Source organism: Glutamicibacter endophyticus, from assembly GCF_048457885.1.
In the GTDB taxonomy this organism is placed as follows: domain Bacteria; phylum Actinomycetota; class Actinomycetes; order Actinomycetales; family Micrococcaceae; genus Glutamicibacter; species Glutamicibacter endophyticus.
Genome location: NZ_CP174200.1, coordinates 3,313,873 through 3,327,098, shown reverse-complemented (window position 1 = coordinate 3,327,098; position 13,226 = coordinate 3,313,873). Strand labels below are relative to the sequence as shown.

Below are 13,226 nucleotides of genomic sequence, written 5' to 3'. Positions count from 1 at the left end.
TGGCTCACACCTAATCTTAAATGGGATCCCAATTTGGGATCCCAAGGCAGGATGCCGTGCGAACGCACCACGATGGGAAGCGCGCCCCGTCGACTGCCGCCCCCATACACCGCAGCTTCGACGAGGACGTTATATGTCTACGAACCAACGAACATCCCCTCCACTCAAGGACGCGCCGCGCACCGATTCGACCGCCAAGGTCACCAATGTGCGCTGGAAACTATTCATTCTGCTGCTGATTCTGGTCACCGTGAACTACATCGACCGTGGTTCGATTTCGGTCGCTCTGCCGATGATTCAGAAAGAATTCAACCTGCCACCGGAACTGCTGGGGCTCTTGCTCTCGGCTTTCTTCTGGACTTATGCGGCAATGCAGGTACCGGTCGGCTGGTTGATCGACCGTTTCGGTCCCCGCAAAATGCTCACCGCCTCCTGCGTGGGCTGGGGAGCGGCCACCGCGGCCTCCGGCCTTTCCGGTGGTTTCCTGTCCATGTTCATCGCTCGAATGGGTATCGGCGTGACCGAGGCCGGTGTGATGCCGGCTGGCGGAAAGCTCAACGCCCTGTGGATGCCAGCGAAGGAACGCGGCCGCGGTGCCACCATTCTGGATGCCGGTGCCCCACTGGGTGCGGGTCTTGGCGGCATCGCCATTGCCGGCCTGATCGCGTTGACCGGTTCCTGGCGCTGGGCCTTTATCATCGCCGGTGCGGCCACCGTGCTATTGGGTTGGGCCGTGTGGTGGTACGTACGCGATAACCCCCGCAGTCACCCATCCATGAGCGAGGCCGAAGCCGACTATATCGAGGCTGCGCACCGCGAAGAAGACGAAGCCAATGCCGGCAGCAACGGCAAGGGCAAGCTACGCAACTACCTGAAGTACCGTTCCTTCTGGTCCATGTGCTTCGGCTGGTTCGGTTTCAACGGTGTCTTCTACGGCCTGCTTACCTGGGGCCCGCTGTATCTTTCGGAATCCAAGGGTTTCGACCTGAAGGAAATCGGCTGGTCCACCTTTGTGATCTTCGGCGCCGGATTCGTCGGGGAAATTATCGGCGGACGCTTGGCCGACACCCTGCAGAGCAAGGGTTTTGGCACCAATAAGGTCATGCGCACGCTGCTGGGGCTCTCGGCGGTCATGGTGACCCTAGGCTTGGTGGGTACCACCGTGATCCCGGATCCGATTACCGCGGTCATCATGCTGTCGATCGTGCTGTTCTTCCTGCGCTGGGTAGGCCTGTTCTGGGCCGTTCCGGCCACGTTAGGCGGCCGTGCTAACGCCGGCGTGCTCGGTGGCGCGATGAACTTCAGTGGCAATATCGCCGGCTTCCTCACTCCCATCGCGGTGGGTCTGATCGTGGGTGCCACCGGCGGCTACACCTGGGCATTGCTCTACTTCGTCGGGTCGGCCCTGATCATGGGGATCTCCGTGATTACCCTCGACTACTCCAAGCGACTGGCCATCTAAGAAGTAAAGGCAAACCCATGACCGGCGATCCGCGAACCCCTAAGGCCGCACCACTACGCGAACAGGTGCGCGACACCATCCGTCAACGTATTTTCGATGGATACTACGCACCGGGCACCCGGCTGATCGAACGCGATCTGGCCGCGGAGTTCAGTGTGTCGCGCCTGCCGGTGCGCGAAGCGCTACGCATGCTGCGCCAAGAGGGTCTGGTGGTCGAAAAGGCCACCCGCGGATCGCTGGTCGCCTCACTCACCGAAAAAGACGTGCGAGACCTCTTCGATCTGCGCGGGGCGCTGGAGGTTCTGGCCTGCCGATTGGCGGCCGAACGAGCCACCGCAACGCAGTTGGAAGACCTCTCCGAATTACTGGACGCGGCCGATGCGCTCCTTGCGGCCGGCCGCCGCGACAAGGCGCAACGCACGAACAACGAGTTCCACGACCGCGTCATCGACATCGCCGACAACGACCTGCTACGGGCCGCACTGGCCCCACTGACCGGACGCCTGCACTGGCTCTTCCGGCACGTGGATGACCTCGCCGAACTGATCGGCGAACATCGTCGGCTACTGGCGGCCATCGCGAGCGGTGAGCCGGACACCGCCGCCGCCGAATCGGCCCGTCACATCGCCAAATACCGTGCGCAGTTTCCCGAACTGCACGCCACCGTCACCTCAGGACAACAATGAAACTACTAGTGATCAACCCCAATATCTCCGACGACGTCAGCGCGCTGATCGCCGCCGAGGCGCAACGCAGCGCCGCGGCCGACACCGAGCTGAGCGTACGGACCGCCGCCACGGGCATGCAATATATCGAAACCCGTCTCGAGTCGTTGATCGCCGCACCCGCGGTGGCCGAGGCGATCGCGGAGAACCCCGGCCACGACGCCGTGCTGGTCGCCGCCTTTGGCGACCCCGGGATGCCTGCCCTCAAAGAACTGTGCCAGGTGCCGGTGATCGGAATGACCGAGGCCGCCTTAGCGGCCGCCGCGCTGCAAGGCAGCCGCTTCTCGATCATCGCGATCTCCGCGCGGATCACCGCCTGGTACCGCGACACCGTTGAATCCTATGGCTACGGTTCGCGGCTCGCCTCGATCCACTCGTTGAGCGACCCGCTCGGCGGCATCGGCACCGTGCAGCGGGACTTCGGCGACAAGCTGGTGGAACTCGCTCGCCACGCTGTGGAGCACGACGGAGCCGATGTGATCATTCTGGCCGGAGCGCCGCTGGCCGGATTGGCCCGCGAGGTTTCCGACCAGATCCCGGTACCCGTGGTTGACGGCATCTCCGCCGGCGTGAAACTCACCGAGGCCATTGTGGCCCTGCATAGCGGCACGCACCGCGCCGGCTCCTACGGGCCACCCCCTCGCAAGGAACGCCGCGGACTCTCCGCGGCCCTCGACGCACAACTAGCTGCCCGACAGGGCACAGCGGAAAAGGTAAAGGCATGAAAGACACAGTGGTCATCGCCCACGGGCTCGTGGTCAACGCCGACGGGCGGCGCCACGCGCATGTGCTCATCCGTGGCGGACTCATCGAGCGCGTCATCGATGCCAGCGAACCCGTACCCGCAGCCGAGCGCATCATCGACGCCAGCGGAAAGCTCGTAATTCCCGGCGGAGTGGACGGGCATTGCCATATCGCCCAGCGCACCGGGCGCTACGACACCGTAGACGACTACGCCACCACCACCGCCGCGGCGTTGGCCGGAGGCACCACCACGGTTCTGGACTTCGGCATACCCGCCGACACCAGCCAGAGCCCCCTCGAAGCCGCCGAGTATAAACTCTCGCTGCTCGACCAGGCACGCTGCGATGTGGCCCTGCATGCCTCGGTGATCGACTGGGACGAGACGGTACCGGCGCAGCTCGACGCACTGGTCGAACGCGGCATCCGCTCGGTCAAGCTCTACACCACCAACCGCGGCACCACCATGGCCGACGGCGACACCATGATCAAGGTGCTGCGCGAAATGGCGCGGATCGACGGGCTGGCCTATGTGCACGCCGAACATGACCCGATCATCGTGGACTGCACCACCCGGCATGCCGAGGAGGGGCAGATTAGCATCGAGCACCTCCCGGCCACCCGTCCGGAGCTGGCCGAGGAAGCCAGCGTGCGCGAGGTGCTGGATATGGCCGAATACACCGGCGCCGCGGTCTACTTTGTGCACCAGTCCACCCCGGGCGCCGTGGATCTAGTCAGCGCCGCCCGCGAGCGTGGCCTGCCGATCCATTCGGAAACCTGCCCGCACTACGTGGCACTGAACGACGAGGTCTACGCAGGCGAGCTGCCCGAGTTCTACGCCTGCTGCCCGCCCATGCGGGACAAGGCCACCATGCTCGCGCTGCGCCAGCGCCTCACCGACGGGGCCATCGACACGGTCGCCTCCGATCATTCGGCCTACAATCTGAGCCAGAAGCGTGAGCGTCTGGACGATCTGCGGATGATGCCCCACGGCCTGCCCGGTGTGGAAACCCGTCTGCCGGTGACCTACACCCACATGGTCGGCGAGGACCTGAGCGGGCTGGAGACTTTCGTCTCGGTCTTCGCAACCGCCCCGGCCCGACTCAACGGGCTGGTCGGCAAGGGCAGCATCGCACCAGGCTTCGACGCCGACCTGGTGCTCATCGACCCCGCTAAGATGCGCGCGGTGGATGGCACGACGCTTCGCATGGGCACCGACTTCTCACCCTTCGAAGGGATGGAACTGCGCGGCTGGCCCGAGACCGTGCTCAGCCGCGGCACCGTCGTGCTCGATGCCGAAGGCTTCACCGACCCCGGCGCGGTGGGACGCTTCTTACCGCAGGCGCGCTACTCCGAAGCGGTGAACTGGCCATCGCTCGGCCAACCCCATCCAGCCCCGCTGACCGTCCGCTAATCAAGGAGCCGCTATGTTGAAAAACCTGACCGAGTCGGTCGCGTTGACGGCCGACACCTCGGCCACCCGCCCGCTCCGGCTGGGCATGATCGTTCCCTCCTCGAATACCTGCTTAGAGCCGCAGACCTACCGAATCCTCGGGGACCGGGACGACGTTACGGTGCACAGCACCCGCATCCCGGTCACCCGGATCGCCTTGGACGCAGATTCGGATCAGCAGTTCGACGTGGCCGGCATGCAGGCCGCCGCCGAGCTACTGGCCACCGCCGATGTGGACGTCATCGCCTGGAACGGGACCAGCGGATCCTGGCTGGGTGCCGAGCACGATCGGAAGATCGCGGCCTGTATCACCGAGGCCACCGGTATCCCGGCCACCACCAGCACACTGGCCTATCTCGAAGCCTTCGACCGCTTCGAGCTACAGCGCATCGGTCTGCTCACGCCCTACACCCCGGATGTGAACCTGCAGATCGCGGCGCGTTACGCCGACTGCGGAGTGCAGATCACCGGAAGTCGTCACTTCGATTTGAGCGACAACGAGTCCTTTGCCCGTGTCCAACCGCGGGACCTGCTCGATGGTTCGCGGCAGTTGCTTGCTACGAATCCCGATGCATTGATCTTCCTGTGCACCAACCTCTACGGAGCACCCGTGGTGGAACAGTTGGAAGCCGAAAGCGGACTACCGGTGCTCGACTCGGTGGCCGTGACGCTCTGGCATGCCCTGACGCTGGCTGGGGGAGCGCCGCTGGACGCACGCTGGGGCCGACTGCTCTCCAGCTAGCAACGATCGACCCTTCTGCGAGGACCGGTGCGCCGCCATGGCGCGCCGGTCCTCGTGCTGCGTGGCGTCCGTCCCGCCATGATCTTGAGCGGTGGACTGCCGGCCCTTCCCGCCTGAAGGTTCATCCAAGCGGCAGGTAGGGATCCGCGAAATCATGGGATTTTTGGCTGAAATTACAGCCCAAATAGGCATTGCTCAGTGATGCGGATCACGCAATCATTTATTTGGGATCCACAAACGGGATCCCAAATTCCGGCACCGGTAGATCCCGGGTCGGCCACTCTGAATTCAGAGACGATCCGCAGTATCTTCACCGGTGGCACGGCGTGGCACCACGGTTTCAACCGCGCAACACACGCCACCCACCCACGCAGTATCAGGAGGGCCCATGCCCAGCACATCAGCCATTCAGCGTTCCGCCAGGGGTTCCAAGCCTCGGGGCGGCGATAACTCCATGAAGCGTGTAGTCGCCGCAAGCTTCGTGGGCACCACGCTCGAGTACTACGACTTTTTCGCCTATGGCACCGCCGCAGCCATTGTGTTCCCGGTACTCTTCTTCCCGGGCTCCGAACCAGCCACCGGGCTATTGCTGGCGTTGGCCACCTACGCCGTGGGCTACGTGGTGCGGCCTCTGGGTGCGGCCCTCTTTGGCCATTATGGAGACAAGATTGGGCGCAAGAACGTTCTGGTGGCCACCCTTTTGATGATGGGCTTGGCCAGCGCCGCCGTAGGTCTTCTGCCGACCTACGCGGCGATCGGCGTGGCCGCACCGGCTCTGCTGGTGCTCATGCGCTTCGTGCAGGGCTTGGGCCTAGGCGGAGAATGGGGCGGCGCGGCGCTGATGGTCACCGAGTCGGACACCTCGGGGCGACGCGGCTTCTTCGGCTCCATGGTGCAGACCGCCGCGCCGACCGGACTGTTGTTGGCCACCGGCGTCTTCGCGCTGATTACCGCCGTGACCACCGAGGAGCAGTTCCTCAGCTGGGGTTGGCGCATCCCGTTCCTGGTTAGCTTCGCACTGGTGGCCATCGGCCTGTACATTCGCGTGAAGTTGGCGGAATCCCCGGTATTCGCCCAGGCCGAGGCCAGGGAGGAAGCGCAGCGCGCCAGCGAGGTCAAGGCCCCGCTGCTTCACGTGCTCAAGCACTACAAGAAGGAACTGGCTCTGGCCATTGGCTCGCGCATCGGTAGCGATATCGCGTTCTACATCTTCGCGATGTTTATCTTGGTCTACGGTACCGAGCACCTCGGCTTGAGCAAGTCACTGGCGTTGGCCGCGTCCACGATTTCTGCCGTCGCCCAGATGATCGCACTGCCGTTCTTTGGCTCGCTGTGCGATAAGTTGGGTCGGCGCCCGGTGATGATCGGCGGCGCCTTGGCAGGCATTGCCTATAGCTTCGTCTTCTTTGCGATGCTCGATTCGCGCATTCCATTCCTAGTGCTGATCGCGCCGGCCATCGGCTTGGTGATCGTGGCGGCCATGTATGCGCCAATCGCCTCTTTCATTCCGGAGCTTTTTGCCACGAAGGTTCGGTACACCGGGTCGGCCGTGGGCTTCCAGATGGCCGGCGTTTTCGGTGGCGGCTTCGCCCCGATGATCGCCATGCAACTGATCGTGCTGACACAGACCGGATTCACGGTGGCCGGTTACCTATCCTTGGCGCTGGGACTGATGGTGTTGTGCGTCTACCTCGCCAAGGAAACCAGCAAGATCGCTATGACGGAGGCCGGTAGTGCCAGCGACCCGCACACGCGATAAATCTCCGGTCAACAAGGAACAGGAAAGCCATGAGTCATCTCACCGACGACATCAGCACCACATTGGGCGTACCGGCCACCGAATGGGCTCGCCGCATCCGCGCTGGTGAGATCAGCGCCGAAGATTGCATGGCGCTACACCTGAAAGTTCTCGACCGAGCGAATCCGGCGTTGAACGCGGTGGTGACGCTCAACCCCCTGGCCATGGAACAAGCACGGGCCGCCGACGCGGCGGCGGCCCGTGGGCGGTGGCTCGGAGCACTGCATGGTGTTCCCTTTACGGTCAAAGACACCTTGTCGGTGGCCGGAATGCGGGCCACCGCGGGCAGTACCTTGCTGAAGGATTACCATCCGCATGCCTCGGCCACTGCCGTGCAGCGCCTGCTCGATGCGGGGGCGATCGTGGTGGGCAAGGCGAACTGTTCCGAACTGGCCGTGCCAACCCATTCGAGCAATCCGGTCTTCGGGGACACCTGGAATCCCTGGAATCGCGAACTCACCTCCGGCGGTTCATCCGGCGGCGACAGTGCGGCGGTCGCCGCCGGAATGGCGGCCTTTGGTCTTGGCACCGACTTCGGCGGCTCCATCCGCTGGCCCGCGCACTGCACGGGGCTGACGAGTATGCGACCCACCGTTGGACTGATCCCGCAGACCGGAATGTTGCCCTTTGTTCCGCGTCCAGATTCTTTCCCGGCGCCAAACTCCATGTCGGTACTGCACCGGCTCTCCTCGGTGGGCTGGTTGGCGCGCTCGGTCGCGGACCACGCCACGCTATTGCAGGTGCTCGCCGGCCCGGACGGTATCGACCCGAACACGGTCCCGGTGGCACCTCGCCCGGCCCACGAGCAACCTTCCGCGATCGCCTGGTGCGACGGAGAAGGTAATTTCCCGGTGCGTGCCGACGTCGTGGAGGTGGTGCAACGTGCGGCCGAGGCCCTCGCTACTCGTGGTCTGCGGACCGTCCGGCGTCGTCCGGCAGCCCTTGAACGTGCAGCAGAAACCTTTATCCGGTTGCGCACTACCGCAGGTATGCCCGAGGTGCGTGAATTGGCGCAGGGGCGCGAGGATCAGGTGAGTGAGCCGATGCGTAGCTCCATTTTGGGTGCGTCGGATTATTCGGTAGCCGAGTATCGGCAGGCGCTTGATGCCCGCGATGAGATCTGGTCGCAGATGCTTCATTTCCTCGATGAGTTCCAGATTCTATTGCTTCCGGTAGCCAGTGTCCCGGCGGTGGATCCGCGGCAGACGGAGTTTGAGATCGAAGGGGTAAAGATTCCATGGACGGAGCTGGGCTCAAGCTGCCGTGCCATTAGCATTCTCGGTTTCCCGGTGGCCGTTGTGCCCTGCGGTTACAGCGCGGAAGGTTTGCCGGTGGGTGTGCAGGTGGTAGGCCGTCCACACGAGGACCTGCAGGTCATCGAAGTAGCTCAGTGGCTCGAGGAGGCTTTCGGGATCTTTACCGTCGGTCACTAGCCGGCCCTGACTGGCCCTGTCACGCATCGCAGTGCGTGGCGGGGCCATTTTTCTGCCAGTTCTTCTATTTTTGGTATACCCAAGAGGCGCGAAATCTCGGGGAGTAAGGGAATTGTGAGCGATTATTGCGTCAGCACCCTACCTTTTGGAATACCAAATCGGCTACAGTGTGAGCTAGGAAACACCGCACTGTTTGAAAGAAGCCACCGATGACCCTCATGCTCAATGCCTCGGCGCTGCAGGCCGTGCTCGATATGCCTTCCACGGTCCAGGCCGTTGATCGGATCTTTGCCGATTTGGCGCGAGGCACGGCGGCCCAGCCGACTCCGTCGGCTATGGGGGTTCCGAGCGCAGACTCGAGCTTTATTGTGATGCCCAGCGTGGCGGCCGAGCCTGCCCTGGCTAGCGTCAAGCTATTGGCCGACATCCCTTCCAACGCCCAGCGTGGACTGCCCTCGCAGCGTTCCCTGATCATGTTGGCCGATCACATTACCGGCGATCCGCTGGCCATCTTGGATGGCAAGGTTCCGACGCGTATTCGCACCGCAGCAGCCACCGCCGTGGCCACCAAGTATCTTTCGCGCCCCGAAAGCACCGTCCTCGGACTCATTGGCGCCGGCGCGCTAGCGGTGGCGCACGTCGAGGCCATGCTCTGTGTGCGCCGCTTTGAAAAGATCGTTGTCTGGTCGCGCACCAAGCAACGTGTCACCGAATTCGCTGCCGCCGTGGCCCACCATGGACTCGAAGTCGTGCCAGTGGCTACGGCCGAAGAGGTGGTGTCCGCCTGCGATGTGCTGTGCACGCTGACTCCCTCGGTGGAACCGATCGTGCATGGCAGTTGGTTCCAGCCCGGCCAGCACATCAACGCGGTCGGTGCCCGTCCGCGCCCTACTGAGCGCGAAATCGATGCCGAGGGCATGGCTCGCGCCCGCGTGTTCGTTGATCACTGGGGGACTGCGCGGGCCAAGTCCGGCGATTACCTACTGGCGCTCGCCGAAGGGGCCATTACCGAGCAGGCCATCGTGGGGGAGCTGGGGCAGGTGGCCGCCGGTGAAATCCTCGGGCGCCGCGATGCGCGGGAGATCACGCTGTTCAATTCCGTCGGTATCGGCGCGCTGGATCTGGCCATTGGCCGCCTAGCCTATGACCGTGCGCTGGAGCGGGGGCTCGGCCAGGCTGTGGACCTCTCGCTGTAATGAGGCAACTGTGATGGCCGCTGGCGGTTTTGAGCCCGAGTCGGTGCGGATTGCAGAGAAGATTCGCACCGAAATTATCGATGGCACGCGCCCTCCGGGTAGCAAGCTGGTCGAGCGTGACCTCGCCCTTGATCTCGGGGTCAGCCGCCTGCCGGTACGCGACGCGATCAAAACCCTAGAGACCGAGGGAATGGTGCGCTTGCGCCCTCGCTCTTGGGCGGTGGTCCGCGAGTTCACGGCGACGGATATTGCGGATCTGCACGAGGTGCGAGTGGGTTTGGAGTCGATGACTTTCAGGCTGGCTGCTCGGCGGCATACCCGCGAGGGTCTAGAGCGCTTGCGCGAGATCGTGCAGGAGGAGTTGACTGCCGCACGCACTGGGGACGGGGCGGCGGCTCGCCGCGCGGGCGCCGAGTTTCACGAATGCGTCAATCGGCTTGCCGGCAATGACCTGTTGCTGGAGCTGCACGGGGTGCTTTCGGCGCGCATGCGGTGGCTGTTGGTGCAGCATGACGACTTGCAGGCGATTGGGCGCGAGCACCAGGAGCTGCTGGAGGCGATCGCCGCCCGCGATGAAGACCGCGTCGCGCTATTGGTATCCCATCATTTGGCGACAAGTAAGCGCAGTACGGCGCGTCTGGCCGCTGACTTGAGCGCCGCGGATCTCTCCTAGCTGACACTCTTGTTGGTTGATCGAGGCCCGTTGAACCCTTGTTCGACCTAGTCGAGTGGATATTTTGTGGTCAAGTCTCGGCTTCTTTGCTGTAGTTTCAACCTTCTGTCGGCGCCACAGTATGCTGCCGCAGGAAATCGCGCCGGCGCCAATTTCTTGTTTTGGTATTCCAAATGTCTCGGTTTTGGTATACGGTTTCTGTGTTAGCTAGATCACTTACATCGTCTAAGGGGATGGGATATGACCGCCACGGCCTCAACGCCGACCACGGCCAAGCCCGTGGCTACGGGACGTTCCCTGCTGGCCACCGCATGGATGCGGATCCGACGGAGCCGGATCGCCATGGCCAGCCTGGCCGTTGTGGTGGCCATGGTGCTCTTCGCCATTTTGGCTCCGGTGCTCGTGGCCATTGAAGGGCAAGATCCAAACACCACCAACACCACGCCCGAGGTGCTGGATAACTTCTACACCCCGGGACTGCCGCTGCCGCAGTACATGTATCCGAGCGCCGAACACTGGCTCGGCGTCGAGCCGGGCCTGGGCCGTGACCTCTTCGCCCGCCTAGCCTACGGGGCACGTGTTTCGCTGGTCATTGCACTGCTGGCCACGCTGGTATCGGTGGTGCTGGGCACGATCCTCGGGGCCGCGGCCGGCTATTTCGGCGGCAAGGTCGACATGGTTATCAGCCGCATTATGGACCTCTTCTTGGCCTTCCCGCACCTGCTACTGGTGCTTTCGATCGCCCCGATCCTGCAGTCCCGGTTGGCCGGTACCGCGCTGGGCAGCGGCTCCTTTGTCCCGATCGCCTCACTGGTGATCGTGCTCGGATTCTTCGGCTGGGCCTATTTGGCCCGCGTCGTACGCGGTCAGGTGCTGACCATCCGCCAGCAGGAGTTCATCGATGCGGCCCAGTCCTACGGGACCTCGCACCGCTCCATGATCTTCAAGCAGGTGATTCCCAACGTCACCGGCGTGGTGCTGGTGTACGCCACGATGATGATCCCGACGAATATCACCGCCGAGGCGGCCCTGTCCTTCCTCGGCGTGGGCGTCAAGGACCCGACCCCTTCCTGGGGGCAAATGCTTAACGCGGCGCAGGCCGGCAACTGGTACCTCAGCGACCCCTGGTTCCTGGCGGTGCCCAGCATCGCCCTGATCATCACGGTGCTCGCGTTCAATCTGCTCGGAGACGCCCTGCGTGACGCTCTCGACCCCAAGTCCTCACGGTAGCGCGCCGCGCCGCCTGAGTTATCACCTCGCACATGTCCAAGGAGGATTCTCAATGAAGATGCGAGCAACAAAAATGCTGGCCGCGGCCGCCGTGGTCGCGTTCGGCCTGACCGCCTGTGGCGGTGGTGGAGCAGCCAAGGCTCCGTCCGCCGGACAGGGCGACCCCTACGCCCCGGTGATCGTCCAGCAGGGGTTCTCCGAAAAGGGCGGCACCGTCAATGTGCTGATGTCCTCGGACTTCGCCACCCTGGACCCGGGCAACTCCAACTATGTGCAGACCGCCAATGTCGGTCAGCTGTACTACCGCACGCTGACCATGGCCAAGGAAACCGCCGGACAGCCGCCGGAGATCGTGCCGGATCTGGCCACCGACACCGGGCAGGTTTCCGAGGACGGCTTGACCTGGACTTTCACCCTCAAGGACGGGCTGAAGTACGAAGATGGTTCGCCGATCACCGCGCAGGACATCAAGTACGGGGTCGAGCGCACCTATGCTCGCGACGTTTACACGCAGGCCCCGCAGGAGCTGAACTCCGCATTGAGTCACGATGACTACAAGGGCCCCTACAAGGATGGTGACTTCAAGGCCATCGAAACCCCGGATGAGAAGACACTCATCTTCCACCTCAAGCAGCCTTTCGCCGAATTCCCGGCCTTGGTTTCCCGCTCAAATACCGCCCCGGTCCCCGAAGCCAAGGACACCAAGCAGGACTACACCAACCACCCGGTCTCCTCGGGCCCGTACAAGATCAAGAGCTACGACCGTGGCCGCGAACTGGTGCTCGAACGCAACGATCAGTGGGACCCGGCCACCGATCCGAACCGTCCGGCCTTACCAGACGAATTCCGCTTCTCGCTGTCGACCTCACAGTCCACTATTTCGCAGAAGCTGATCTCCGACGCAGACCCGAATGCGATCACCTTGGACTCCAATGGTGCGTTGCAGGCCTCGGACGCGGCGAGCCTGAACGACGAGAAGATTTCTGCACGCACCGCCGGTGGTTTCCTCGGGTGCATTGACACGCTGAACCTGAACACCGAAACCATTAGCGATCCCGAGATCCGCAAGGCCATCGCCCTGTCGATCGACCGCAGCGCCATCCAGGTGCAGTACGGCGGAGCTCGCTTTGGCCAGCTGGTCAACAGCCAGCTCACCGAGAATATGGTGGGCCTGACCGAGCAGGTCTCGGATCTGGACCCGACCGGTAAGCCGAAGCTTGAAGAAGCCAAGGCCCTGCTGGAGGGCAAGGACGTGCCCAAGGAATTGGTTTACGGTTACGCCAATTCCACCGAACGCTATAAGAACATCGGCACCGTGCTGCAGCAGAACCTCAAGGAGCTGGGCATCACGTTGGAGCTACGCCCGATTCCTGCGGCCAACTACTACACCACCTTGGCCGGTGACGGGATGCCGGATATCGCTCGCGCCGGTTGGTGCGGCGGCGCCGACTCCTCCTCGGCTCGCATGACCGTTGACCCGAACCTCGGTCCATCGCTGGATGGCAAAACCTATGGGTTCAGCAACATCCCGCGTTTCTACGACGAGGAACTCTCCAAGCGCATGTACGAACTGCGCGGTGCCACCGGCACGGCCGAAGAGCTCGGCGCCCAGTGGTCCGACGTCTACAACGAGGTCATGGCCACCTACCCGCTGATCCCGACCATTCACAGCTACACCAACTCGGTGGTCGGATCCAATATCCGCAACGCCCAGGTCGGCTACTTCTTCGGTGCGATTGACCTGAACACCGTGGGCGTCGAACAGTAGGGCCA

Annotated in this window: 11 protein-coding genes; all 11 read left to right on the top strand. The window is 63.4% G+C overall.

Going from position 1 to position 13,226, the window contains the following annotated elements; genetic code table 11:
- The first annotated feature begins 133 nt into the window (after window positions 1–133).
- The 11 genes from ACJD00_RS15475 (at window position 134) to ACJD00_RS15425 (ending at window position 13,221) form a co-directional block, all read left to right on the top strand.
- Window positions 134–1,462: an MFS transporter gene (locus ACJD00_RS15475; protein WP_418907784.1), complete on the top strand. Its 1,329-nt coding sequence runs from the start codon at window positions 134–136 to the stop codon at window positions 1,460–1,462.
- Between the two features lie 17 nt (window positions 1,463–1,479).
- On the top strand, window positions 1,480–2,148 hold the full coding sequence (locus ACJD00_RS15470; protein ID WP_418907783.1) for a GntR family transcriptional regulator: 669 nt from the start codon (window positions 1,480–1,482) through the stop codon (window positions 2,146–2,148).
- The gene (locus tag ACJD00_RS15465) at window positions 2,145–2,912 is read left to right on the top strand and encodes an aspartate/glutamate racemase family protein (protein ID WP_418907782.1); all 768 of its coding nucleotides are present in this window, start codon (window positions 2,145–2,147) and stop codon (window positions 2,910–2,912) included. Before ACJD00_RS15470 ends, ACJD00_RS15465 begins: the two co-directional genes overlap by 4 nt.
- Window positions 2,909–4,342 carry an amidohydrolase family protein gene (locus ACJD00_RS15460; protein WP_418907781.1) on the top strand — a complete coding sequence of 478 codons (1,434 nt, stop codon included), beginning with the start codon at window positions 2,909–2,911 and terminating at the stop codon, window positions 4,340–4,342. Before ACJD00_RS15465 ends, ACJD00_RS15460 begins: the two co-directional genes overlap by 4 nt.
- A 13-nt stretch (window positions 4,343–4,355) precedes the next feature.
- Window positions 4,356–5,123 carry an aspartate/glutamate racemase family protein gene (locus ACJD00_RS15455; protein WP_418907780.1) on the top strand — a complete coding sequence of 256 codons (768 nt, stop codon included), beginning with the start codon at window positions 4,356–4,358 and terminating at the stop codon, window positions 5,121–5,123.
- Between the two features lie 388 nt (window positions 5,124–5,511).
- Window positions 5,512–6,882, top strand: coding sequence for an MFS transporter (locus ACJD00_RS15450; RefSeq protein ID WP_418907779.1), 1,371 nt, complete (start codon window positions 5,512–5,514; stop codon window positions 6,880–6,882).
- A 29-nt stretch (window positions 6,883–6,911) separates the two neighbouring features.
- Window positions 6,912–8,354: an amidase gene (locus ACJD00_RS15445; protein WP_418907778.1), complete on the top strand. Its 1,443-nt coding sequence runs from the start codon at window positions 6,912–6,914 to the stop codon at window positions 8,352–8,354.
- A 209-nt stretch (window positions 8,355–8,563) separates the two neighbouring features.
- The gene (locus tag ACJD00_RS15440; RefSeq protein WP_418907777.1) at window positions 8,564–9,550 is read left to right on the top strand and encodes an ornithine cyclodeaminase family protein; all 987 of its coding nucleotides are present in this window, start codon (window positions 8,564–8,566) and stop codon (window positions 9,548–9,550) included.
- Between the two features lie 13 nt (window positions 9,551–9,563).
- Window positions 9,564–10,223: a GntR family transcriptional regulator gene (locus ACJD00_RS15435; protein WP_418907776.1), complete on the top strand. Its 660-nt coding sequence runs from the start codon at window positions 9,564–9,566 to the stop codon at window positions 10,221–10,223.
- Window positions 10,224–10,463: 240 nt separating this feature from the next.
- Entirely contained in the window at window positions 10,464–11,453 is a 990-nt protein-coding gene (locus ACJD00_RS15430; RefSeq protein ID WP_418907775.1) for an ABC transporter permease, read from the top strand.
- A 58-nt stretch (window positions 11,454–11,511) separates the two neighbouring features.
- A complete protein-coding gene (locus tag ACJD00_RS15425; RefSeq protein ID WP_418907774.1) occupies window positions 11,512–13,221 on the top strand; it encodes an ABC transporter substrate-binding protein in 1,710 nt (569 codons plus the stop codon).
- The last annotated feature ends 5 nt before the right edge of the window (window positions 13,222–13,226 follow it).

Coding starts and splice junctions, on each gene's coding strand:
- ACJD00_RS15470 (WP_418907783.1), top strand. CDS start 1,480: ATGACCGGCGATCCGCGAACCCCTAAGGCCGCACCACTACGCGAACAG.
- ACJD00_RS15445 (WP_418907778.1), top strand. CDS start 6,912: ATGAGTCATCTCACCGACGACATCAGCACCACATTGGGCGTACCGGCC.
- ACJD00_RS15450 (WP_418907779.1), top strand. CDS start 5,512: ATGCCCAGCACATCAGCCATTCAGCGTTCCGCCAGGGGTTCCAAGCCT.
- ACJD00_RS15465 (WP_418907782.1), top strand. CDS start 2,145: ATGAAACTACTAGTGATCAACCCCAATATCTCCGACGACGTCAGCGCG.
- ACJD00_RS15430 (WP_418907775.1), top strand. CDS start 10,464: ATGACCGCCACGGCCTCAACGCCGACCACGGCCAAGCCCGTGGCTACG.
- ACJD00_RS15440 (WP_418907777.1), top strand. CDS start 8,564: ATGACCCTCATGCTCAATGCCTCGGCGCTGCAGGCCGTGCTCGATATG.
- ACJD00_RS15475 (WP_418907784.1), top strand. CDS start 134: ATGTCTACGAACCAACGAACATCCCCTCCACTCAAGGACGCGCCGCGC.
- ACJD00_RS15425 (WP_418907774.1), top strand. CDS start 11,512: ATGCGAGCAACAAAAATGCTGGCCGCGGCCGCCGTGGTCGCGTTCGGC.
- ACJD00_RS15435 (WP_418907776.1), top strand. CDS start 9,564: ATGGCCGCTGGCGGTTTTGAGCCCGAGTCGGTGCGGATTGCAGAGAAG.
- ACJD00_RS15460 (WP_418907781.1), top strand. CDS start 2,909: ATGAAAGACACAGTGGTCATCGCCCACGGGCTCGTGGTCAACGCCGAC.
- ACJD00_RS15455 (WP_418907780.1), top strand. CDS start 4,356: ATGTTGAAAAACCTGACCGAGTCGGTCGCGTTGACGGCCGACACCTCG.